This is a genomic window from Mucilaginibacter conchicola (genome assembly GCF_003432115.1).
Taxonomy (GTDB): Bacteria; Bacteroidota; Bacteroidia; order Sphingobacteriales; family Sphingobacteriaceae; genus Mucilaginibacter; species Mucilaginibacter conchicola.
Genome location: NZ_QWDC01000001.1, coordinates 1522540 through 1545082, shown reverse-complemented (window position 1 = coordinate 1545082; position 22543 = coordinate 1522540). Strand labels below are relative to the sequence as shown.

The window sequence follows — 22543 nt, the reverse complement described above, 5'->3', positions numbered from 1 at the left end:
TGATTAATAGACTTATACGCTCAATTATAGTTTAAGTTATGATTGTTTTTTTAATTAGTTTTGCATCGATTTTAAAATAACAGTGTCAAGTCATAAAGATCTACAACGACTATCGGCTGCAGGGCTGCTCATTAGTTTAGGAATAATCTACGGTGATATAGGTACATCACCTCTGTATGTGTTCAAGGCAATAGTAGGGTTAGAGCACTCATCCAATTCACAACCACTAACACAGGCACTTGTATTGGGTGGCGTATCCCTCATTTTTTGGACGCTTACCTTACAAACAACACTTAAATACGTAGTAATAACATTACGTGCCGATAACAAGGGCGAGGGTGGCATATTCTCGCTCTTTTCGTTGGTACGCCGCAAGGCCAAGTGGCTCATTGTGCCCGCCGTAATAGGTGGCTGCGCGCTGCTGGCCGATGGTATTATTACACCACCAATTACCATATCATCGGCAATTGAAGGTTTAACGGTGTACTATCCGCATTTGCCAACGGTGCAGATCGTTATCGCCATTATAGCGGTGCTGTTCATCATTCAGCAGTTTGGTACCTCATTGGTGGGTAAAGCTTTCGGGCCGCTCATGTTCCTTTGGTTTACCATGATGGGCGTGCTGGGTATATCATACATTGTGCAAATGCCAATGGTGATCAAAGCGCTTAACCCTTACTACGCTTTCGAGCTATTAACCTCAAACACTTACGACGCCTTTATCATATTAGGTGCCGTTTTCCTGTGTACCACGGGTGCCGAAGCATTGTATTCAGATCTTGGCCACTGCGGTCGCGATAACATCCGCATCAGCTGGATCTACGTAAAATCTTGTTTGGTGTTGAACTATTTGGGCCAGGCGGTATGGTTATTACAACGCGAAGGTAAGGTCATCGATCTGAGCGTTAATAACCCTTTTTATAAAATAATGCCCGATTGGTTCCTGATATACGGTATTGGTATAGCCACCATTGCGGCGGTTATTGCCAGTCAGGCGCTTATTTCCGGTTCATTTACGCTGATAGCTGAGGCTGTGCGTTTGAACCTTTGGCCTAAAGTGAAGATCAATTATCCGTCAGAGCAAAAAGGGCAATTATATGTACCCAGCGTTAACTGGCTGCTTTGTGCAGGCTGTATAGGCGTGGTGCTGTTGTTCCGCCACTCAAGCAAGATGGAAGCGGCGTACGGTTTAAGTATTACCGTTGCCATGTTGATGACCACCATACTGGTATCCAAATTCCTGCAAAGGCGTAAGGTGCCTACCTATATTATCGTGTCATTCTTTGTGATCTATTTAGGTATAGAAGGTATATTCTTATTGGGTAACCTTGTGAAATTTGTACACGGCGGCTGGTTTACGCTATCAATAGGTTTGATCTTGTTCATCATTATGTGGACATGGCATATTGCCCGCAAGATCAAGAACCGTTACGTTAAATTTATTGAGATCGATGATTACTTCAGCATCATCAAAGAGATGAGCGAGGATGAGACCGTGCCTAAATACGCCTCTCAGTTGGTTTACCTAACCAGTGCCAATTTCAACTCCGAGATAGAATCAAAGATCATCTACTCCATATTACAAAAGCAACCCAAACGCGCCGATGTTTACTGGCTGGTACACGTTGATGTGGTGGATGAGCCTTACAAACGCGAATACGAGGTTGATTTTCTGGTACCGGGCAAACTTATCCGTATCGACTTTAAACTTGGTTTCCGTGTTGAACAACAGATCAATCTATTGTTCCGCAAGGTGGTAGAAGATTTGGTGAAGAACGGCGAGGTTGATATCACCAGCAAATATCAATCACTCAACAAACACAAAATTGTAGGCGACTTCCGTTTTGTGGTGATAGAGAAAGTAATGTCGCGCTCGCATAACCTGTCGCTGTACGAGAAAGCGGTAATGTTTATCTACGGGCAACTGAAGAAGGTAAGTCTTTCAGAAGAGCGCAACTTTGGCCTCGACCTGAGTTTTGTAACGGTAGAGAAAGTGCCATTGATGCTTACCTCGCCTGATGCAGTAAGCATAACAAGGGTAAAATCTTAAGGCCCCAAGTCCCCTCTAAATCTCCCCCGATAGGGGAGACTTTATAAAAGAGAAAACCCGATGCGTGAGCATCGGGTTTTCTCTTTTATGCCCACCGCGTCATTGCGAGGTACGAAGCAATCTCTTTAAGTAAGTTTCGTATACAAAGCATATATCTGTCCTGAGGAGATTGCTTCGTACCTCGCAATGACGCGTGGAGAAATGCGGGCATTCTAACCACGCGGAAAAGTAATTCCAAAAATTCTCTTCTAATTCCTCAAATTCGAGTTCAGACGACTATTCCTTCTTATCCGAAAATAATGCTTCAGATTTCTGTTTACCCAGCACACTGTTCTTGTAACCGTAGCTGAAGTAAATAACCAGGCCAATTACAAGCCATGCAAGGAAACGGATCCAGCTTTCGTACTCTAACTCGGCCATGAGGTAAAAGCAGCTCAGCAGGCCTAAAACCGGTATCAGCGATAGCTTTTTGATAAACGCGAATACCGTAAGGGTGAAAGATAATATCAGGAATAAAAAGTATGGGAACTTCTGGTGCAGCGCATCGCCCACAAATAAGTTGGCTATCCAGTGGCGGCCCAAAAATACGCCGATAATGAACAATGCAGGCACAATAAACTGTGAATTGATATACGGCAGATGGAACTTGCCTTTAACAGCAGCCTCTCGTGGTAATAACAGCACGCCGCCACAAACCAATACGAACGCAAACAGCGTACCTATACTGGTTAAGTTAGTTACCTCGGTTAAGTTTAAGAACAAGGCAGGGATAGCCACCACAAAACCCGTAACTACCGTAGCAAATGACGGCGTATGAAACCTTGGGTGGATGCGCGAGAATGCTTTAGGCAATAAACCATCGCGGCTCATGCTCATCCATATACGCGGCTGACCTAATTGGAAGATCAGTAACACACTCGCGGTAGCAATAACGGCGCTAACCGATATCACATAGCTGATGTTTTTCAAACCAACCTTTGAGAATACAAAAGCCAATGGATCGCCAACCTGCAGGTCTTTATAATTCACCATACCGGTTAACACCAAAGCTATCAGGATATATAGTATGGTACAGATCACCAGCGAGTAGATCATACCTTTCGGCAAGTCGCGCTGCGGGTTCTGGCATTCCTCGGCAGTGGTTGATATGGCATCAAAACCAATGTAAGCAAAGAACACGCCCGATACGCCTTTCATCACCCCACCAAAACCATTAGGTAAGAAAGGGTGCCAGTTGGCAGGTGTAACGTAAAAGAAACCAATGATGATCACCGCCAGCACTACCGCTATCTTCAGATAAACCATTGCATTGGTGGCCTTCTTGGTTTCGCGAATGCCGATATAAACCAGGTAGGTAATAATAATTACGATGAACAGGGCAGGGATGTTCGCTATCAGCTTAAAATTACCCGAACCAGGTGCGTTTGCCCATGCCTCAGCCGCATGGCGAAGGCGATCGGTAATATCAGCAGTATGGCCGCTTGCGGTAAGTTCCTGTATCTGCTCATGCGCCCTGAAGGCCGAAAAATAGTCTAATGTAACCCATGCCGGAAGGTGGAGATGGAAACCTTCTAACAGGTTCACAAAATATTCGCTCCATGAAATGGCCACGGCAATGTTACCAATGGCGTACTCCATCAAAAGGTCCCAACCGATGATCCAGGCGATCAGCTCGCCGAAAGATGCGTAGGCATAAGTGTAGGCACTACCTGCAACAGGTATGCGCGATGCAAACTCAGCATAACACATGGCCGAAAAACCACAGGTAATAGCTGTTAAAACAAACAATAAAGTAACACCTGGGCCACCGTTAAAAGAGGCTTCGCCGATGGTGGAGAATATACCTGCGCCCACAACGGCCGCAATACCCATAAGGGTAAGGTCTTTGGTAGTAAGTGCTTTCTGGAGATGCGACGCTGTGCCGGGATGCTCGCTATCGCTGAATCCGCTGGCTACATCGGCCAATATTTTTGATACGGACTTTTTTCGAAATATACTTTTCGACATGTATTGAGGTCAGTTTTTCTTTACCATCAAACATAACCATTTTTTTGCATTGAAGAAGTATATACCTTACTTTGTGCCGATGAACACCGGCGCTAAAGACGTTTTACACAGGGTACGTACCCTTTTTATTCCCTACATTTTTTTGCTGTGCGCCTGCCTCATCATCAAACTGCTATACAGCCGCTCTGAGATCTATTTCGCGGTAAACAGGCATTATACCGATTTTTTAGACACCGTTGAACCTTACGTTACCCACCTTGGCGATGGCTGGACGATGATAGTGCTGGCTGCTATACTGTTATTATTCAGTTACCGCGCAGCGCTTTTAACTGCTACCAGTTACGCCGTTACAGCACTTACCGCGCAAGTGTTAAAATACTTATTCGATTTCCCCCGCCCGCGGATATATTTTGAAGACCAGTTAGATAAAATACACTTTGTAAAAGGGCTGTATATACTGGCGGTGCATAGTTTCCCCTCGGGGCATACGGTTACTGCTTTTTCAATGGCTATGGTGGTAACCTATCTGGTGAAAAATAAAAATTGGGGTTTCGCCATGCTGATTTTCGCCATGATGGTTGGCTACTCGAGAATGTACCTGAGTCAGCATTTTTTTGAGGATGTGATGGCTGGGTCAGCCATAGGCGTTTTTGTTACGCTGGTGTGGCTTACCTATTTAGACAGCCGCAAATTTATAAACAGCCCGGGCTGGTGCCGCGGGCTGTTAAAAAGTTCAAAAGATTAAGCTATAGCTCTTTTCTTGCGGGTAACCAATACCACTGCAACAATAAGTACTACGGCAGCACCGCCAAAAATACCCACCTTAGCTATGGTTGACATGCCTTTGGCGTTGGTTAAATACTGATCGGTACGTTTCAACTCTGGAGAGATCTTTAACGATGCCGAGTACTCTTTATACTCGTTTTTCGCAAGGTCTTTCCTTAATCCTTCGTAGAAATACTCAATGGTGTAAGTAACATCCTGTGTATACACAATAATAAAATTACGTGCCTGTACACCGGCGCCCTCATCAACCTCAAGTGTAAACGTTTTTGCTTTAAGGTGGCCAACGGTGGTATCGCGTAGGTTCATAACATCGCCGTTGCTTTGTCCCTTAATGCCTTTAACGTAGTCTTGCAAAACCTTGTTAAGGTCTTTCTCTTTTTTTAACGGTTCCTTACTTTCATTAGGAGCGCGTATAACTGTCATAAACCCATAAGCACCGTTAGCGTTGTATATAGACTGACCAAGGGTATCTTTCTTTGTGTATTTAGCCGGCAATGAGATAGTTACTAAACTATCTACCTTTACCGCTTTCAATGGCACCGGTGCCTGAGCAAACGTTGTTGCGGCAATCAGCACCGAACCTATAAATGCAATTAACTTTTTCATAATATTATTAACCTATAAAATACATATAGGTTTTAACATATATTAAATTAGTTGCATTATTATGACTATAAGTTGCTTATTTACTGATTTTTAACAGTCTTGCTTTATTGTATTGTTGCAGCAGTATTGGCGCTATATTGTATATGGTATTGGTGATAATGATCTGTATCGAAAGCCAATAAAAGTCATCGGCAAACGCCAATATTGCTGTGAAAAAGAACAGCACTAAGCACATAAAATGGAAGCGTTCATACATCACAATTGTGTGATGATATGCCGGCGCAAGGCTGCGATTACGGATATGTTTATACTGAGGATCTTTAATGCGCGACAGGCGGTTAGCCCAATCTCCATTCTGCACAAATTTGCGGATGAACCTGATGCCAAGCCTTTCGTAAAACTTAGGCCGATAGCTCAGTTGCAGCACCCTGCCGGGGATGAGCAGCGATACAAGGCTTATCGCGATAGCAATAATCAACCACATCACATCAAAAGCCTTAAACCAGTAGGTAAGCACCGGCGCAAAACAGATAATTGTCCAAAAGAAGTTGATAAACTGGTTCATTGGTAGCCATACAAATAAAAAACCCTCTCCTTTAGGAGAGGGTAGAGAGGGTAGGGTGAGGCTTTATATCTTATCCATTTCGGCCTTCACAAATTCTGCCAGCTCTTTTACGTAAGCTGCGCTGAAATCGAATTTGATACCGGCTGTTTCGTATATCTCCTTAATGGTTTTTGTGTAACCCAGTTTTAAGGCATCCAGGTATTGCTGCAGGCCTTTCTCAGGGTTCTCTTTATAGTTTTTCCAAACTGCAATGGCTCCCAGCTGTGCCATGCCGTACTCGATGTAGTAGAACGGCACCTCAAAAATGTGCAGTTGCTTTTGCCACAGGTTTTGTTCTGCTTCGGCAAGGCCACTCCAGTCGGCAAAGCCGGCACCGAATGGCTCGTAGATCTTTAACCATGCTTCTGTGCGTTCGGCATCGGTATGATCAGGGTTGGTGTAGATCCAGTGTTGAAACTGATCTACCACGGCTACCCATGGCAGGGTTTTCAATACGTCGTACAACTGATCGCGTTTGGCGCGTTTTAGGTCTTCCTCGTTATCAAAATAAACATCCCAGTTATCCATTGATATCAATTCCATCGACATAGATGCCAATTCGGCAACCTCACTTGGGCAATGTTTAAAATCATTCAGTTCCAGATCTGCAGTAAGGAAGGTATGTACCGCGTGGCCGCCCTCGTGTACCATGGTGGTCAGATCGCGGAAGGTATTGGCCGAGTTCATGAAAATGAACGGTGCTCCTGTTTCAGACAGTGGGTAGTTGTAACCACCCGGTGCTTTGCCTTTGCGGCTTTCCACATCAAATAGGTTGTTATCCTTCATTATCTCCAGGCGCTCGCCCAGGTAACGGTTAATGTTGCTGAAGCACTGGATAGATTTCTCAATCAGCTCGCCGCCATTATTGAACGGTTTCAAAGCCGCACGACCGTGTGGATCTACATCCATGTCCCACGGTTTAAGAGCGTCAACACCCAAAGCCTCGCGGCGTTGCTCAGCAAAATCGCGCAGCAAAGGCACCACTTCGGTTTCGATGGCAGCATGGAAAGCATAGCAATCCTGCGGCGTATAATCAAAACGGCCTAATGCCTGGAACATATAATCGCGGAAGTTCTCGAAACCGGCATTCACGGCAACTTCATGGCGCAGGCCACGCAGGTGGTCAAATAAAGTATCCAACACACCTTTATCCTGCAGGCGGCGGGCGGTTATCTTCTCCCAAACATCCTGGCGTTTGGCGCGATCGGTATCTTTTAAAAATACTGATGCCTGCTCCAAGGTATATTCCTTATCGCCAATGTGTACCGACATAGAACCGGTTATTGACTGGTATTTTTGCTGCTCAACCTGTATCTGCGTTTGCAACGGAATATTCGCCTCGCGGAAAAGCTCCAGTTGCTTGCGTGTGCTGCGCAGCATAATAAAGTATTTTTCTTCGTTCAGTTGATCAACGTACTCGCTGGCAACCAGTTTTTTGTTCAGCTCGTTATTGTACGGCGCTGTTTTAGGCTCTATCTCGGTAGCGAAGTACTGGAAGCTTTGCAGTAATTCTTCACTGTTGGTATCGCAGGTCATGCGGATGTAGCGCCATGCAAAATCTTCTTCTAAAGCGGCCTGCAGTTCGCTGCCATCGCGCAGCCATTGCTCCAATTCTTCAACAGAGTTGATGGGGCGCTCTGATAATTCTTTGTATATCGGTTCCAGCGTTTCCCATTTTATCTCAAGATCAGCCGGAATATAGGTACGTGTTTTTTTGTGGATCATATAACAAATATGCAGATAAGTGTGTAAAGTCTGAAGTCCTAAGTCATAAGTAAAAAGTCAAAAAAATGTTTGCTGCAGGCTTCTGACTTCAGACTAAAGACTTTTTACTTATTCCGGCCTATATATCGTGCTTGCTACTTCCCTCATCCCATCCTCATAACTTGTAGGCTTAAAGTTAAAGGCGCGTTCAAACTTGTCGCTGTTAAAAATGTAGTCGTGATCGGTTTGGTAGTACATCTCAACGGTGCCGGCAATCAGTTTATTAAACAAACCCAGTAGCCAAAGCATAAACTTGCGGATGCGCATAAACTTTGATTTTACGCCGTAAATACGTGCTGCCAGTTCAAGAAATTGGTGACCTGTCATCACCGGTGCGGTAGGTAAATGCCAAATCTGGTTATCACTCTCCAGCGATTGCGCAAGCAGATACATGGCCCTGCCGGCATCGGGGATATAAATAAAGTTGTGCAGCTTGTTTGGGTCGCCCATCCATTGCGCACTTTGCTTTTTGGCGTATTTGGCCAGTACCATCATATCAAGGAAAGCATTGGTGCTGGTAGTGCCGTAAAAATCAGGCGCGCGGGCTATGGTTGCTTTTATGTTGCCTGCTTTTACCTCGTTCATCAGCATGTCGGCAATGCCGGCACGCACCTCACCCTTTTTGCTGATGGGCTTGTAAGGCGTTTCCTCGGTGATAGGGCCATCCACAAGGCCGTACATATAAATGTTATCGAAGAAGATCAAACGGGCGTTATTCTCTTTGGTAACCTGTATCACGTTACGCATAATAACGGGCCATTGTTCGCGCCAGATATCAGCATCGTAAGTTAGGCCGGCGCAAAGGTATATCACATCAGAGCCTTTGGCGGCTTGCTGCAATTCATCCAGCTTAAGAAGGTCAGCCTTTTGCCAGGTAACATTATCGCCCTTTATATCAACCCGCCTGCGACTAACCAGGCGCACGGTTTTATTATTCTTTATCAGTTCATCAGTAAGGGCATTGGCCACCGGGCCACCTGCACCTAATATGGTATGTATCATGGTTTTTCTGTTTTGGTATGATACAAATTTGCAGAAAGCCTGATGATGAAAACGTTAACTTAAGATAACAAATTAGTGATTAGAGGTTGGAGATCAGAGATTGAGAGAGTGATCTTAAAGTCCTTTCTTCTGGAGAGGGTTGGGTGAGGCTATACCAATATCCTTTTCCTTATCCGCGATAGCGAAACAGGTGTTATGCCCAAAAAATTGGCTATGTAATGTTGTGGCATACGTTGGATAACTTCTTTGCCGTTCTCGAGTAATTTAAGATAACGCTCTTCTGGTGTTTGGGTGATGAATGAGGCTACGCGGTCTTCGTAACAAATGAGATAATGCTCGGCTATGAGGCGGCCAAAACGCTCGATCTTGTAGGCCAGCATGGGGTTGTTCAACATCTCATCCCAGGCTTTTTTGCTGATAGTGAGGATAACAGATGGCTCGAGCGCCTGTATGTAACTGATGCAAGGTTCGCCGGTGAGGAAGCTTTTGTAGGAGCTTACAAAGTCGTTCTCGAAACTGAAATAGTTGGTGACATCCTTACCATCAATAACGTGATAATATCTTACGGAGCCGGATAGTACAAAACCCACGCTTTTGCACACCTCACCAACTTCAATAAAGTACTCTTTCTTTTTTAGTTTTTTTACGGATAGATGCTGGATCAACACGATCCACTCAGCCTCGTTAAACTCTACGTAAACAGCTATCTGCTCACGAAACTGGTTTAACTGTTGGCTGTTTAGCGCATCCATACCCTGTCTAACAAAAATAAAGAGGCAAATACCACGCTGGCAATACCGTTGGTTGTCATAAAGGCAATGTTCACACGGCTCAGGTCGTTTGGTTTAACCAGCAGGTGTTGGTACACCAGCATACAGCAGAAGAACGCGATGCCTACATAATATAACAAGCCAACGTTGGTATAAATAACCGGCATCACAATAAATGCTGCCGAAAAAATGTGTAGTACAGTTGAAAGGCGCAAAGCATTCACCTTACCCAACCATGCAGGGATAGAGTGCAGCTTTTGGTCGCGGTCGAAATCTTCATCCTGCAGTGCATAAATAATGTCGAAACCACTAACCCAGAAAAGTACCGATAGCGAGAAGAAAACAGGCGTTAACGCGAATGCGCCTGTAACCACCAAATAAGCACCAATAGGCGCTAACGAAAGGCCCAGCCCCAATACCATGTGGCAAAGTGCTGTAAAGCGTTTGGTTGCGCTATAACCCAATACTACCAATAGTGCCACCGGCGATAGATAAAAGCACAGCGGGTTAATAAACCATGTTGTCAATATAAACAGAGCGCAGTTGGTTAGTGTGAAAGTTAAAGCAGCGGTAGGGGTGATGCGCCCTGCCGGGATATCGCGCTGTTTGGTGCGCGGGTTTTTGGCATCGATGTTCCTGTCAAGGTAGCGGTTAAACGCCATGGCCGAGTTACGGGCAAACACCATACACAAGAGCATCATTACCAGTTTTTGCCACTCGAACTTATGATCGGTAGTGGTAACTGCCAAAAAGAAGCCAATAAAGGCAAACGGCATGGCAAATATGGTATGCGAAAACGTAACGAGCGAGAAATATTTTTTCATCTTAAATTGAAAAACGAATATCGCACTTTCCCTTCAAAATGATGAATTTTCCCTTTCGATATTCATCATTCGAAATTCGGTGTTCGATATTATCTTGTCTTACTTATAGTGTTCATCATCAAACAGCGGCTTCTCAAAGCTCTGGTTAATGGAATCGATAAAATTCAGCACCTCATCACGACCCAAAAGGTTCTCTGCCGAGGTGATGAAAAACTGCGGTGCTTCCTCAAACGATGCCAGTAAAGCTTTGCGGAATTTGGCAATGTTCTGATCGGTTTTTATGCTGCTCTGCTTATCGGCCTTGGTAAATATGGTAATAAAAGGCAGGCCTTTTTCGCCCAGCCAGTTGCAAAACTCCAGGTCTATCTTCTGCGGCTCCAGGCGGCTGTCTATCAACACCATTACGCACTGCAGGCTTTCGCGCTTATCCAGATAGCTGCGGATAAACTTGTTCCAGTCTTCCTTTTTGCTTTTAGAGATACGCGCATAACCATAACCCGGCAGATCGACGATATACCAATCCTCATTGATGAGAAAGTGATTGATCAATTGTGTTTTACCCGGCGTTTGCGAAGTTTTAGCCAGTCCCTTTTTTTGCGTTAGCATATTAATAAGCGACGACTTGCCCACATTTGACCTTCCGATGAAAGCATACTCGGGCTTTAACGGCGGCGGCAGTTTGGAGATCTGCGTGTTGCTGCAAATGAAATCGGCAGTTTTGATAACCATTTAGCAAAGATACGGTTTATTGATTGGAATGTTGGAACGTTGAAAAGTTGGAATGTTTTGAGAGACTTGTAAGGTTGGTGGTTGTTGTAAAGTTGGTAGGTTTGAAAGTTATCATCTGTAATTAAATGTTTAAACATGTATTTTACAATAGGTCGACACATTTCTTTTAGATATCCTTTAACTTTACAACATTATAACCTTTCAACATTCCAACAATGGACTACAAAATACCTGCCCAAACACGAATAGGCCACGTGCATTTAAAAGTAAGCGATCTGCAAAAATCACTGGCTTTTTACAGCGATCTGTTGGGCTTTGAGTTAGTGACCATGTATGGCGACCAGGCTGCATTTATATCGGCAGGCGGTTACCATCATCATATAGGGTTAAACACCTGGCAAAGCAAAGGTGCCCCACCAGCACCGGAGTACGAACCGGGCCTGTTCCACACTGCCATTTTGTATCCCGAAAGAAAAGACCTTGCTGCCATCTTTAAAAGACTGATGGATAAAGGCTACCCGCTAACCGGCGCATCAGACCACGGCGTATCAGAAGCCCTATACCTTGATGACCCTGATGGCAACGGCGTTGAGCTCTACTGGGATCGCCCGAGGGATAAATGGCCGCTGGATGGGCAGGGCAATCTGACCATGTACACCCGCCAGTTGGATGTGCGTGGCTTATTGGCGGAGTTGGATTAAGAGATTAGAGATTGGTGATCAGAGATTAGGCTTGACACTGATCTACTCGTTTAGCATGTATTTATCTACACCTGCAGCCGGTTGCCATTTGCTTTGCGGCTCGAAATAATGCCATAACAGGGCCGATACTTTTTTGATGAGGATGCCGGCTTCATTGTCGGCCGTCCAGCGCTGGTCCTGGTTGTTTTTGGTGATAACGGAGAAAACGTAATCGCCGTGCGGGGCATTCACCAGGACAGTCTCCGAGCGCGAGGCATCCACCGCGCCTTGTTTTGACATGGTTTGCACATAAGGTGGTATTTGCGACAGTGCTTTCTCGTCCCAATAAATACGGTTGAGCGTACGGGCCATACGCTCACTTGCGCCGGGACTAACTGCCTTGCCATCATGTATCAGCGTAAATAACCTGCACATTTCAAAAGGCGTGGTAACACCCCAGCCGTAGATATTCCGCATAGCTTCGCGGCCCGCCACACGCGAGTTTACCCGCATCACCTTAAAGCCATTTGCCGCCAGCCAGTTGTTAATATAGTCGCCGCCGACCAATTTCTGCAGCCACAAACTGGCCGTATTATCGCTCATGGTGATCATCAGCATGGTCACTTTGCTCAGCTGTATGGTATCACCATTTTTGAACGATCCAAGGATATCTTCGCCCGCATACAATAACGAATCGCGATAAACCAGTTTCTGGTTATACTGAAGTTCGCCTTTCTCAATTTTATCCATCACGCCATTCAGTATGCTCACTTTTATCATGCTGGCCGTAGGGAACAGCGTATCCGCATTAATAGCTGCTGTTTTACCGGTTTTTAAATTATGCACGTAAACGCCAGCCTGCCCGTGAAAGTTTTTTATCAGGCTTTGCAACTGCGCCGTTAATCTTGCATCGGTTTGGGCAAAGCTGCAGAGGGTGGTAATGGTGAAGAGAAAGGTGAGAATGCGTTTCATATTTAAATTTAGGAAGAATTTTCTCTCCGTGCGTCATTGCGAGCGATAGCGTGGCAATCTCTTTTGGTTAGGTCTGTGCTGTGATAAACGTCAGTCTGCTCATTGCCGCAGAGGCTACTTCTTTTGTCTTGAAACAAAAGAAGCAAAAATTCAAGTCTGCAAATAGGCTTCTTTGCCGCACAAGCCTTTACTCTGCAAAGCTGTCAGAACCACGGGCTGGAAATCTCTTACCCTGCAACTCAGGCCCGACTTCTGTAATAGATTCCGCTATGCCCTTGCCACCACACCGCCCACCATTGTTCTGCCCGCTTTCGCCCGAAGCTTTTTTGCTGACAGGAGAAAAAATAATGAAAGAAGGAAAATCACAGGCAGAAGGCCACCAAAAAATGCGGCATAGTGTAACGTGCGGGTAGTACAGGCATTGCAACGGCAGAAACATTGTAGCGCGTTACCGTAGCCGCGACTTTTATTGATTATTGTTTGTTTTTTGTTGGTATCAATGAGCTCACTATCGTTCGGTTCTTTGGTGACTTTCTTTTGAGAGAAAAGAAAGTTACATCCACTTGTGATCAAATAAACACAGCCATTCCTAACGAAGAACTAACAACGAAGCTTGATAATCGTTAAATAACCATGCCCACCAACTCCATCAAACAAACCATCCTCACCATGGCAGCCCAACGCGCACCCTACAAAACCGTTTGCCCGAGTGAGATTGCCTGCGCCATGTTTCCTGAGGATTGGCGTAAACACATGGACGAGGTAAGGGTAGCCGCTATTGAGCTGCAAAAGGCCGGCGAAGTGACCATAACCCAAAAAGGCAAGCCTGTTGATGTAGACCGCATAAAAGGGCCGGTGAGGATAAAATTTATATCTCGCCGCTCGCAATAATTTTGCATTTTGCAGGCATGTCGTTAACCTGGGGTTCCGTTTCCGGATGGTGGTTGCCGTTGTGTGTAGTGCTTGGCCTGCTGTATGCATGGCTCATGTACCGCAAACCTGTGCAGCTACAAAAAAGCTTCAGGTATGGCTTGTTTGCGCTCCGCGCGATAGTGGTGAGTTTGCTGGCTTTGTTATTACTGTCGCCCTTGATAAAGTCGGTTACTTATCAACCGCAGAAACCGCTGATATTGATAGCGCAGGATAATTCAGAATCGATAAAGTTGTTTCGTGGGCAAAATAAAGTCTCCCCTGACGGGGGAGATTTAGAGGGGGCTAACTCACTGTTAGCGCTCCAAAAACAATTAGGCGATGATTACGAGGTGCATGCCTTCAATTTTGATAAAGACCTTAAAGATGGCCTTTCCAACACCTTCAATGGCAAACAAACCAACATCTCCGGCGCGCTAAAGCAACTGAACGACCGCTTTGTGAATCAGAACATCGGCGCAGTGGTGCTGGCTACCGATGGGCTTTACAACACAGGTGCCGATCCGTCATACGAAGCAAAGAATATCCGCTCGGGCATTTACACCATTGCTATGGGCAATACAACGGCGCGCAAAGATGTGCTCATCAGTAATGTGAGTTATAACAAAACCGCTTTTCTGGGGAACGATTTTGAGATAGAAGTGTCTGTGGAAGCCTATCAAAGCAAAGGCGGTCGCTCGCAGTTATCTGTAATTGAAGATGGACGCAATGTTCATCAGCAGAATATCGATATTAACTCAGATGTGTTCAGGAAAACCATCCCCGTTAAACTCAGTGCCGATAAAAAGGGCATCCGCAAGTTTGTGATATCCCTGTCGCATCTGGATAATGAACTGTCGTACGATAACAATACCGAAACCATTTATGTAGAGGTACTGGATGCGCGGCAGAAAATATTGTTAGTTTACGATGCCCCGCACCCGGATATCACGGTCTTGAAGCAGGCCATCGAGAGTAACCGCAACTTCGAGGTGAAAACTACGCTGACAAGCGATATAGCTAAACTTAAACCAGCCGATTATACCCTCGCTATCCTTTATCAATTGCAGGCGGGCAGTTATGCAAAACTACAGGCTATCACACAAAATAAAATGCCTTTATGGTTTGTGGCCGGTACGCAGGCCGATCTGCAGGATCTGAACAACCATCAGAAAGTATTAGGTGTATCTGCCACTCGCGCCGAAAGCCAGGAAGTGTTTGCACAGGTGGTACCGGGCTTTTCTGCCTTTACGCTGAGTGACTCAACCCGCAGTAAATTAGAAAAATTGCCGCCTTTGTTAGCGCCCTACGGAAGCTATAAAACGGGCAACGGCGCGCAGATACTGTTAAAACAGAAGATAGGCAACGTAGCTACAGATTATCCGCTTTTGGCCTTCGGAGATGACGGTGGGCGGAAGGTAGCCGTGCTTTCCGGCGAGGGTTTATGGCGCTGGCAACTGGCTGAATATCGCGAGTATGGCAATCACTCAGCAACAGAAGAATTGTTGAGTCAGGCGGTGCAATATTTAACTGCCAATGCCAACAGGCAGCGTTTCAGAGTATATGCCGCTAAGAATATTTTTGACGAAGGCGAGAACGTATTGCTAAACGCCGAGCTATATAATGATGCCCTGGAATTGGTGAACACGCCCGATGTGAAGATAAACCTGAAAGACCAGGCGGGCAAGAACTTTAGTTTTTTGTTCACCCGCAGCGGTCAAAGCTACCAGCTTAATGCAGGCACATTGCCTGTGGGTACTTATGCCTGGTCGGCTTCGGCTACATTAGGCAAACAAGCCTTTAAAGCTGATGGACAACTCACTGTAAAGCCATTGAATTTAGAAGCCCGCCAAAGTGCTGCCGACCATCAGTTGTTGAGGCAGATGGCACAACAATCGGGTGGGAAAATGCTTTATCCATCACAGATCAACCAACTGGCAGATTTGATCAAAAAGAACGAGAACATCAAAACGGTTGTTTATGAGGATAAACGCTACAATGACCTCATTGACATGAAATGGGTGTTTTTCCTGCTGCTGGCGTTAGCAAGTGTTGAATGGTTTTTGAGGAAGAGAGCGGGAGAGGTGTAAAACCTGAAGTCAAAACAATCAAACCAATATGTCATTTCGAACGAGCGGAAGGGTGGGCACGAGCATGCAGGGCGAGGAGAAATCTTGTTATTAACGCTAAGCGCGCGTACCTGTCTTATCTAACAAGATTTCTCCTCGCTGACGCTCGTTCGAAATGACAAGTGTTTTTATATTAAACATTCCTTAACTTTCACTCAGGCCGGTTTTTATTATACTTGCATACTATGAAAAAGACATTAACCCTTCTTTTCGCATTCGTGCTAATTACAGCGTTTAGCTACGGGCAACAACGTCAGTTAAACATCGGTACATATAACTTACGTAACGCCAATAAAGGCGACTCAACCGCCGGCAATGGCTGGGGGCAACGCTATCCATGGGCCGCAAAACTCATCCTGTTTCAGGATCTTGACATCTTTGGTACGCAGGAACTGAAGCATCATCAGATTACTGACCTGGTTGATAGTTTGCCTGGTTACAAATGGCTTGGGGCAGGTCGTGATGATGGCAAACTGGCGGGCGAGTTCTCGGCTATCTTCTACAAATCAACCCGTTTTCAGGTACTTAAACACGGCGATTTTTGGATGTCGACTGTTACCGATAAACCTAACAAAGGCTGGGACGCCGCTTTGCCGCGTATATGCAGTTGGGCACAATTCAAAGAGATAAAAACAGGTTTTACGTTCTACTTCTTTAACCTGCACATGGATCATATCGGTATAGTTGCCCGCCGTGAGAGCGCTAAACTTATCCTGCAAAAAGTAAAAGCAATGGCAGGTAATACGGCCACCATCTTAACAGGTGATTTCAATGTTGACCAAACATCAGACAGTTACGCCGTCATCAATGATTCGGGTGTGTTGAAAGATACCTACGTACTGGCTCCTATGAAAATGGCACCTAACAATACTTTTAATGATTTTGATGCCAACACCGCCGGCGATAAACGTATCGACCATATCTTCGTCACCAAAAACTTTAAAGTGCTGCGCTATGGTATCTTAACCAATACCTACCATGGCCGCACACCATCAGACCATTACCCGGTTGAAGCGGTGATGACGTATTAGGATCATGGTTGATAGTTCGTGGTTAATAGATAAGTGCCGATAGACCGTGGTTCGCAATTTATAAGATCAACAAAGAGCCAGGATCTATGAACTATCAACCATGAACTATTAACTAAAACATCTATCTTCGTTGCATGTCGCCCACTGAAGCAAAACAACGTATCCAGGCGCTTACTGCCGAACTTAAACAGCACAACTACAACTACTATGTGCTGGCCATGCCTACCATTGAGGATTTTGATTTCGATCATAAACTGAAGGAACTGGACAAGCTTGAAAAAGAATTTCCAGACTATGCCGACCCGGATTCGCCAACGCAACGTGTAGGCGGCGAGGTAACTAAAGAGTTTGTTACCGTTAAGCACCGCTGGCCAATGCTCTCGTTAGGGAATACTTATAACGAGCAGGAGCTGATAGATTTTGATCAGCGCATCCGCAAGGCCATAGGTGATAATTTTGAGTACGTATGCGAGCTGAAGTTTGATGGCCTATCTATGAGCCTTACCTACCAGGATGGTAAACTGGCCCGTGCCGTTACCCGGGGCGACGGCACCCAGGGCGATGAGGTGACCACCAACGTACGCACTATCCACAGCATCCCAAAGAAATTAATAGCTGGTAGCAATTATCCTGAACTGTTCGAGATCCGCGGCGAGGTGTTTATGCACCGCAAAGCCTTTGAGCGTTTAAATAAAGAGCGTACTGATAACGGCGAGGTAACGTATGCCAACCCGCGCAACTTTGCATCGGGCACCATGAAACTGCAGGACTCTGCCGAGGTGGCCCGCCGCCCGCTGGATTGTTTCCTTTACGGATTATACACCGAGAAACAACTTTTTAAAACCCATTGGGAAAGCCTGCAGGCGGTAAAAGAATGGGGTTTCCATGTAGATGACCATAGTCGATTGTGTAGCGACATCAATGGTGTGCTGGATTTTATTGCCCATTGGGATACAGAGCGCCATCATTTAAGCTATGATATTGATGGCATTGTTATAAAAGTAAATAACTACTCGCAGCAGCAGGAGCTGGGCTTTACTGCCAAATCGCCGCGCTGGGCTATCTCCTATAAATTTAAAGCCGAAAGGGTAGAGACCGAACTGCTTGAAGTTACTTACCAGGTTGGCCGTACAGGTGCGGTTACGCCGGTGGCTAATTTAAAGCCGGTATTGCTGGCGGGTACCACCGTTAAACGCGCCACCCTGCACAATGCCGACGAGATAACCGAACGTTTGAAACTACACGAACACGATACCGTTTATGTTGAAAAAGGCGGCGAGATCATCCCGAAGATCATCAGCGTAAACCTGGATAAACGCAAACCCGGCGCAAAAGCCATTGAATATATTACCCATTGCCCTGCCTGTGATACAAAACTGCTGCGCACCGAAGGCGAGGCCGCATGGTACTGCCCTAATGATGAAGGCTGCCCGCCGCAGATAGTTGGCAAGATACAGCACTACATTGGGCGTAAGGCTATGAATATAGATGGTTTAGGCGATGAGACCATCACAACTTTTTACAACCAGGGTTTTGTGAGCCATATAAGTGATCTGTATAGTCTTGGCGAGCACGCCGCTGAATTAAAACAGATGGGCCGTTTTGGCGAGAAATCCATCAACAACATGCTGGATGGTATCGAGAAATCAAAACAGCAACCGTTTGAGAAAGTGTTGTTCGGTCTCGGTATCCGTTACGTAGGGGCAACTGTTGCCGCTAAGCTGGTGGCACATTTTAAAACTATCGACAGGTTGATGACGGCTTCTGTTGAGGAATTGACCGCTGCCGAGGAAATTGGTGGCCGCATTGCAGAAAGCATCACCGAATATTTTGCCGATCCTGTACACAAACAGGAAATTGAAAAGCTGAGAGAAAAAGGTTTACAGTTTGTTGCCGAGGAAAAAGAAGTGGTACTGGCAAGCGATAAACTGGCCGGTAAAACCTTTATCATCTCGGGCACGTTTGAAAGATCGCGCGATGAGTTGAAGGATATCATAGAGCAAAATGGTGGTAAGATACTGAGCAGCATATCTGCCAAACTGAACTACCTGGTTGCCGGCGATAACATGGGGCCATCTAAACTGGAAAAGGCTACCAAACTAAACATACCCATCATCAGCGATGAAGAGCTGATGGCTTTATTAAACTAACATCTACCCAAAAACAAACATGACTGCTATAAAGTGGGGCATCATAGGCTGCGGTGCCGTAACCGAAAAAAAGAGCGGACAAGCCTACAATAAAATTGACGACAGTAAATTGGTTGCCGTAATGCGCCGCGATGCCGAGAAGGCCGCCGACTACGCCCAACGCCACCATGTTGACCGCTGGTACAGCGATGCCGAAGAACTATTGAACGATGCCGAAGTAAACACGGTATCGATAGCAACCCCGCCCGATTCGCACCTGGAATATGCCAAACGCGCAATAGAAAAAGGTTTAAATGTTTACGTAGAGAAACCCGTTACCCGTAACGCTGCCGAGGCACAAGCCATGGCCGATGCTGTGCATGCTGCCAACGCCAAACTTACGGTAGCACATTACCGTAGGGCATTGCCAATGTTTTTGCATGTAAAGCATCTAATAGATACTAATGCCATTGGCGACATCCGTACAGTGCAGATACGTATGTGGCAATCGGAGAGACCTAAACTGGTTGAACAGAATGCGCCCAACTGGCGCCTGCAGCCCGATGTATCTGGCGGTGGTTACTTTCATGATCTTGCTCCGCACCAGTTAGATCTGATGCTGTACTTTTTTGGCGAACCTGCTGTGTACAGCGGTTATAGCTTAAACCAGGGCGGGTTTAGTCCGGCGGATGATCATGTTACCGGGCAGATCATCTTTAAAAATAAGATAGTGGTTGATGGCTCCTGGTGCTTTAATGTAGCTAAAACCGAGATCACAGATCGTTGCGAGATAGTGGGGACTAAGGGTAAAATTACCTTCCCGTTCTTTGGCAACTTTGTAACCTGCAAGATTGGCGAGCAAGAGGAAACAGTGGAATTTGTACAGCCCGAACATATCCAGCAACCCATGATCACTAAAATAGTAAGCTATTTTAAAGGCGAAGGGCCAAACCCATGCACTATAGATGAGGCAGTTGTGCTCATGAAAATAATGGATGCATTTACAATCTCTCAAAAAATAGATTTATCTTAGCTGTAACTCAATAACATGAACAAGGTAATCGGCGCTATTATTTTTGCTGCAATTTGCTTTACCCTCAAAGCATCGGCACAAAGTTTTGATGTGCCGAAGGGTTATCATTTTGATAAACAAACAGATTACCACAAATACGAACCCGATATTATAAAAGCTGCCGACTGGTTACAAAAAACCCACTGGGGTACCGAACCGCAGAAGACAGATGCTGTAACGCAGTTTGTATTAAAATGGGCGCAAGGCGTACCCTACATTGTAATTGAGTTAAAACAGGCGGTTATGGATGTATCTGATGCCAACCCGCAGTTAGGCTTTATTTATATGGCGCAGTATTGCAAATACGCTATTCAACATCCTAAAAATTTTGATACCAACAGGGCCAGTATTGATGCACTTAGGGCAGTAATTGCAAAATACCAGGCAGAACCTACCCATAAGCACGATACCCAGGTTGAGCGCCTCGTAGATATTGACAAAGCCAACGAACTGGAAACTTGGGTGAAGACCGATTTTTCTTTTTAAATTAATATAAACCTAAACAAAATCACATGAAAAAATGGATCACAGGCGCCGGCCTCTTGTTTCTGCTAACTTTATCTTTAAGTTCATTTGCCCAACAAACTTATGAAGTGCCGGTTAATTACACTCTTGTTGCCGCAGATGATTACCCTAAATACGAAGCCGACGTTATTAAAACAGTAGATTGGTTACAGCAAAACCCATGGACTGCGAACGAGGCTAAAGCGAAGCAAGCCAATACCTTTTTGATAGCGTGGTTAACAGGCACCAAAGCCGTAACCTTAAATATAGATAAACCACTTATTGATTTAACAGACAAAAATCCCCCGTTACTGGTAATATTTATGGGGCAGTTTGCTAAATATACGTTGGAACATAAAGATAACACAGACCCCCGAGCGGCTAATGAAGCTGCCTTGAAGGCCATGGCAGAGAAATATGAGCAGGAGCCATCACGCCAAAAAAACAGTAAGATGGAAGAGATGATAAAGGCAAATAAAAACGGAAAGCTTAACAGCTGGATGAAAGAGAATTTTTACAAATCATAATATAAAGCCTCTTATGTAAGAGGCTTTTATATTATATGCTAATCTTTTTTCTTTGGTACTTTTGCGCCCTCTTTACGGGCTTCAGACAGCCCTATAGCTATGGCTTGTTTTTTACTGGTAACCTTTTTGCCGCTGCCGCTTTTAAGCTTACCCTCTTTCATTTCGTGCATGGTTTCTGCAACCTTTTCGCTTGCTTTTTCTGAATACTTTGCCATGGTAATTTGTTTAGTTTTATGAAGCAAAGCACCGGCCAAACTTGGGAGAGTGATTTACCCACTTATAAATCACATATTCCTAAAACATTAGCTTAAAAAGCCTGTTGAGCAGGTGAGGAAATTTTTACAAATACCCCATGCCCACAAAAAAACTTATCGCCCCGTTCTATGAACGCCTGGCGCTTATTCTTATAGGCTTATGCGCCCTTGGTTACCTCGTTATCGTAGCTAAAGAACTGCTTGATCCGCTGATATTCGGTTTGCTGTTTGCCATACTGCTGTTGCCGGTATCAAACTTTTTAGAGCGCAAATGCAGGTTACCTCGCAGCGCAAGTTCATTCATGTCTATACTTTTACTGGTTGGTTTTGTAGGTGGCGTATTGTATTTGGTGGGTAACCAGATATCAGGCATAGCCAACGATTGGCCTATGCTAAAAAACCAGGTTAACCAATCAGTATCTGATCTGCATATTTGGGTTGAGCAAACCTTTCATATAAATGCCGATAAGCAAATGGTATATGTGAACGATACAGCCCAAAAAATAATGGCATCGGGTACCGAGGTATTGGGTACTACGTTTGGCGCGGTATCATCGCTGGCCTTGTTCTATGTTTTTATACTCATTTTCACCTTCTTTTTACTGTTTTACCGCCGTTTATTGCTTCGCTTTATCACTTGGGTATTTAATCATGAAAACAAGGCGATAGTAATGGATATTGTGGAGAATATTCAGAAAATATTGCGCCAGTATATTTTTGGTTTGGTGATAGAAATGGTTATCGTGGCGGCCATGTCAATAGCCATTTTCTGGATCATCGGTATCAAATATGCGGTATTGCTGGGGCTTATAGTAGGCCTTTTCAATATAATCCCTTACATCGGGATATTTACGGCATTGCTGCTGAGTACGCTGGTTACTTTTGCTACCGGCAACATCAGCCAAACGTTAACTACGGCGCTTGCAGTAATTGGTATACATGCTATTGATGCTAACTTTTTGCTGCCGGCTATTGTAGGCTCAAAAGTAAGGCTTAATGCTTTGATCTCTTTTATAGGTATCATCGTTGGCGAGATGATATGGGGCCTTTCGGGCATGTTCCTGTCTATACCGGTGATGGCCATTATGAAGATCGTGTTTGACCGTATTGAAAGCCTTAAACCATGGGGCTACCTGCTTGGTGGCGATTACGAGTACAAGGAATCGGCCAAAGAGAAAATGAAGACCGAGTGAG

The 22543-nt window shown here is 45.1% G+C and carries 21 protein-coding genes; 11 read left to right on the top strand and 10 right to left on the bottom strand.

Going from position 1 to position 22543, the window contains the following annotated elements; all coding sequences use genetic code 11:
• Nucleotides 1-82: 82 nt before the first annotated feature.
• Nucleotides 83-2050, top strand: coding sequence for a KUP/HAK/KT family potassium transporter (locus D0C36_RS06875; protein WP_117390806.1), 1968 nt, complete (start codon nucleotides 83-85; stop codon nucleotides 2048-2050).
• Nucleotides 2051-2326: 276 nt separating this feature from the next.
• Here the strand turns inward: D0C36_RS06875 and D0C36_RS06870 are convergent, their stop codons facing one another.
• On the bottom strand, nucleotides 2327-4057 hold the full coding sequence (locus D0C36_RS06870; RefSeq protein ID WP_117390805.1) for an amino acid permease: 1731 nt from the start codon (nucleotides 4055-4057) through the stop codon (nucleotides 2327-2329).
• A gap of 49 nt (nucleotides 4058-4106) precedes the next feature.
• On the opposite strand from D0C36_RS06870, the gene D0C36_RS06865 reads away from it, so the two are divergent.
• Complete coding sequence (locus tag D0C36_RS06865) at nucleotides 4107-4802, top strand: phosphatase PAP2 family protein (protein WP_147321948.1); 696 nt, start codon at nucleotides 4107-4109, stop codon at nucleotides 4800-4802.
• On the opposite strand, the gene D0C36_RS06860 is transcribed toward D0C36_RS06865, so the two are convergent.
• The 7 genes from D0C36_RS06860 to yihA all read right to left on the bottom strand — a co-directional run bounded on the left by D0C36_RS06860 (nucleotide 4799) and on the right by yihA (nucleotide 11142).
• A complete protein-coding gene (locus tag D0C36_RS06860; RefSeq protein WP_117390803.1) occupies nucleotides 4799-5449 on the bottom strand; it encodes a hypothetical protein in 651 nt (216 codons plus the stop codon). The genes D0C36_RS06865 and D0C36_RS06860 overlap by 4 nt on opposite strands.
• 76 nt (nucleotides 5450-5525) lie before the next feature.
• Entirely contained in the window at nucleotides 5526-6014 is a 489-nt protein-coding gene (locus tag D0C36_RS06855; RefSeq protein WP_117390802.1) for a glycosyl-4,4'-diaponeurosporenoate acyltransferase CrtO family protein, read from the bottom strand.
• 63 nt (nucleotides 6015-6077) lie between these two features.
• Nucleotides 6078-7778 (bottom strand): M3 family oligoendopeptidase, encoded by a 1701-nt coding sequence (locus D0C36_RS06850; RefSeq protein ID WP_117390801.1) that lies wholly within the window; start codon nucleotides 7776-7778, stop codon nucleotides 6078-6080.
• 108 nt (nucleotides 7779-7886) lie between these two features.
• Nucleotides 7887-8819: an NAD-dependent epimerase/dehydratase family protein gene (locus D0C36_RS06845; RefSeq protein ID WP_117390800.1), complete on the bottom strand. Its 933-nt coding sequence runs from the start codon at nucleotides 8817-8819 to the stop codon at nucleotides 7887-7889.
• Nucleotides 8820-8968: 149 nt separating this feature from the next.
• Nucleotides 8969-9571 (bottom strand): Crp/Fnr family transcriptional regulator, encoded by a 603-nt coding sequence (locus tag D0C36_RS06840; protein WP_117390799.1) that lies wholly within the window; start codon nucleotides 9569-9571, stop codon nucleotides 8969-8971.
• The gene (locus D0C36_RS06835; RefSeq protein ID WP_117390798.1) at nucleotides 9559-10413 is read right to left on the bottom strand and encodes a UbiA-like polyprenyltransferase; all 855 of its coding nucleotides are present in this window, start codon (nucleotides 10411-10413) and stop codon (nucleotides 9559-9561) included. Before D0C36_RS06835 ends, D0C36_RS06840 begins: the two co-directional genes overlap by 13 nt.
• Nucleotides 10414-10512: 99 nt before the next feature.
• Nucleotides 10513-11142, bottom strand: coding sequence for a ribosome biogenesis GTP-binding protein YihA/YsxC (gene yihA / locus D0C36_RS06830; protein ID WP_117390797.1), 630 nt, complete (start codon nucleotides 11140-11142; stop codon nucleotides 10513-10515).
• Between the two features lie 215 nt (nucleotides 11143-11357).
• On the opposite strand from yihA, the gene D0C36_RS06825 reads away from it, so the two are divergent.
• Nucleotides 11358-11843, top strand: a complete 486-nt coding sequence (locus D0C36_RS06825; RefSeq protein ID WP_117390796.1) for a VOC family protein — start codon at nucleotides 11358-11360, stop codon at nucleotides 11841-11843.
• Between the two features lie 42 nt (nucleotides 11844-11885).
• On the opposite strand, the gene D0C36_RS06820 is transcribed toward D0C36_RS06825, so the two are convergent.
• Nucleotides 11886-12794 carry a serine hydrolase gene (locus D0C36_RS06820; RefSeq protein ID WP_117390795.1) on the bottom strand — a complete coding sequence of 303 codons (909 nt, stop codon included), beginning with the start codon at nucleotides 12792-12794 and terminating at the stop codon, nucleotides 11886-11888.
• A gap of 633 nt (nucleotides 12795-13427) precedes the next feature.
• On the opposite strand from D0C36_RS06820, the gene D0C36_RS06815 reads away from it, so the two are divergent.
• From D0C36_RS06815 to D0C36_RS06785, 7 genes are all read left to right on the top strand, one after another.
• Nucleotides 13428-13685 (top strand): DUF3253 domain-containing protein, encoded by a 258-nt coding sequence (locus D0C36_RS06815; protein ID WP_117390794.1) that lies wholly within the window; start codon nucleotides 13428-13430, stop codon nucleotides 13683-13685.
• Nucleotides 13686-13702: 17 nt separating this feature from the next.
• Nucleotides 13703-15793: a hypothetical protein gene (locus D0C36_RS06810; RefSeq protein ID WP_117390793.1), complete on the top strand. Its 2091-nt coding sequence runs from the start codon at nucleotides 13703-13705 to the stop codon at nucleotides 15791-15793.
• A gap of 224 nt (nucleotides 15794-16017) precedes the next feature.
• Entirely contained in the window at nucleotides 16018-16863 is an 846-nt protein-coding gene (locus D0C36_RS06805) for an endonuclease/exonuclease/phosphatase family protein (RefSeq protein WP_117390792.1), read from the top strand.
• A gap of 134 nt (nucleotides 16864-16997) precedes the next feature.
• Nucleotides 16998-19013 carry an NAD-dependent DNA ligase LigA gene (gene ligA, locus D0C36_RS06800; protein ID WP_117390791.1) on the top strand — a complete coding sequence of 672 codons (2016 nt, stop codon included), beginning with the start codon at nucleotides 16998-17000 and terminating at the stop codon, nucleotides 19011-19013.
• Between the two features lie 19 nt (nucleotides 19014-19032).
• Nucleotides 19033-20025, top strand: coding sequence for a Gfo/Idh/MocA family protein (locus D0C36_RS06795; RefSeq protein WP_117390790.1), 993 nt, complete (start codon nucleotides 19033-19035; stop codon nucleotides 20023-20025).
• A gap of 15 nt (nucleotides 20026-20040) precedes the next feature.
• Nucleotides 20041-20550 carry a hypothetical protein gene (locus D0C36_RS06790; RefSeq protein ID WP_117390789.1) on the top strand — a complete coding sequence of 170 codons (510 nt, stop codon included), beginning with the start codon at nucleotides 20041-20043 and terminating at the stop codon, nucleotides 20548-20550.
• 26 nt (nucleotides 20551-20576) lie between these two features.
• Nucleotides 20577-21095, top strand: coding sequence for a hypothetical protein (locus D0C36_RS06785; RefSeq protein ID WP_117390788.1), 519 nt, complete (start codon nucleotides 20577-20579; stop codon nucleotides 21093-21095).
• A 38-nt stretch (nucleotides 21096-21133) separates the two neighbouring features.
• Here the strand turns inward: D0C36_RS06785 and D0C36_RS24665 are convergent, their stop codons facing one another.
• Complete coding sequence (locus D0C36_RS24665) at nucleotides 21134-21310, bottom strand: DUF6496 domain-containing protein (RefSeq protein ID WP_199501972.1); 177 nt, start codon at nucleotides 21308-21310, stop codon at nucleotides 21134-21136.
• A 137-nt stretch (nucleotides 21311-21447) separates the two neighbouring features.
• Between D0C36_RS24665 and D0C36_RS06775 the strand changes: the two genes are divergently transcribed.
• Nucleotides 21448-22542 carry an AI-2E family transporter gene (locus D0C36_RS06775; protein WP_117390786.1) on the top strand — a complete coding sequence of 365 codons (1095 nt, stop codon included), beginning with the start codon at nucleotides 21448-21450 and terminating at the stop codon, nucleotides 22540-22542.
• Nucleotide 22543 lies beyond the last annotated feature (1 nt).

Bases quoted from the DNA above. Each gene is read 5' to 3' on its own strand.
- D0C36_RS06870 (WP_117390805.1), bottom strand. From the start codon at position 4,057: ATGTCGAAAAGTATATTTCGAAAAAAGTCCGTATCAAAAATATTGGCC.
- D0C36_RS06860 (WP_117390803.1), bottom strand. From the start codon at position 5,449: ATGAAAAAGTTAATTGCATTTATAGGTTCGGTGCTGATTGCCGCAACA.
- D0C36_RS06855 (WP_117390802.1), bottom strand. From the start codon at position 6,014: ATGAACCAGTTTATCAACTTCTTTTGGACAATTATCTGTTTTGCGCCG.
- D0C36_RS06850 (WP_117390801.1), bottom strand. From the start codon at position 7,778: ATGATCCACAAAAAAACACGTACCTATATTCCGGCTGATCTTGAGATA.
- D0C36_RS06845 (WP_117390800.1), bottom strand. From the start codon at position 8,819: ATGATACATACCATATTAGGTGCAGGTGGCCCGGTGGCCAATGCCCTT.
- D0C36_RS06840 (WP_117390799.1), bottom strand. From the start codon at position 9,571: ATGGATGCGCTAAACAGCCAACAGTTAAACCAGTTTCGTGAGCAGATA.
- D0C36_RS06835 (WP_117390798.1), bottom strand. From the start codon at position 10,413: ATGAAAAAATATTTCTCGCTCGTTACGTTTTCGCATACCATATTTGCC.
- yihA (WP_117390797.1), bottom strand. From the start codon at position 11,142: ATGGTTATCAAAACTGCCGATTTCATTTGCAGCAACACGCAGATCTCC.
- D0C36_RS06825 (WP_117390796.1), top strand. From the start codon at position 11,358: ATGGACTACAAAATACCTGCCCAAACACGAATAGGCCACGTGCATTTA.
- D0C36_RS06820 (WP_117390795.1), bottom strand. From the start codon at position 12,794: ATGAAACGCATTCTCACCTTTCTCTTCACCATTACCACCCTCTGCAGC.
- D0C36_RS06815 (WP_117390794.1), top strand. From the start codon at position 13,428: ATGCCCACCAACTCCATCAAACAAACCATCCTCACCATGGCAGCCCAA.
- D0C36_RS06810 (WP_117390793.1), top strand. From the start codon at position 13,703: ATGTCGTTAACCTGGGGTTCCGTTTCCGGATGGTGGTTGCCGTTGTGT.
- D0C36_RS06805 (WP_117390792.1), top strand. From the start codon at position 16,018: ATGAAAAAGACATTAACCCTTCTTTTCGCATTCGTGCTAATTACAGCG.
- ligA (WP_117390791.1), top strand. From the start codon at position 16,998: ATGTCGCCCACTGAAGCAAAACAACGTATCCAGGCGCTTACTGCCGAA.
- D0C36_RS06795 (WP_117390790.1), top strand. From the start codon at position 19,033: ATGACTGCTATAAAGTGGGGCATCATAGGCTGCGGTGCCGTAACCGAA.
- D0C36_RS06790 (WP_117390789.1), top strand. From the start codon at position 20,041: ATGAACAAGGTAATCGGCGCTATTATTTTTGCTGCAATTTGCTTTACC.
- D0C36_RS06785 (WP_117390788.1), top strand. From the start codon at position 20,577: ATGAAAAAATGGATCACAGGCGCCGGCCTCTTGTTTCTGCTAACTTTA.
- D0C36_RS24665 (WP_199501972.1), bottom strand. From the start codon at position 21,310: ATGGCAAAGTATTCAGAAAAAGCAAGCGAAAAGGTTGCAGAAACCATG.
- D0C36_RS06775 (WP_117390786.1), top strand. From the start codon at position 21,448: ATGCCCACAAAAAAACTTATCGCCCCGTTCTATGAACGCCTGGCGCTT.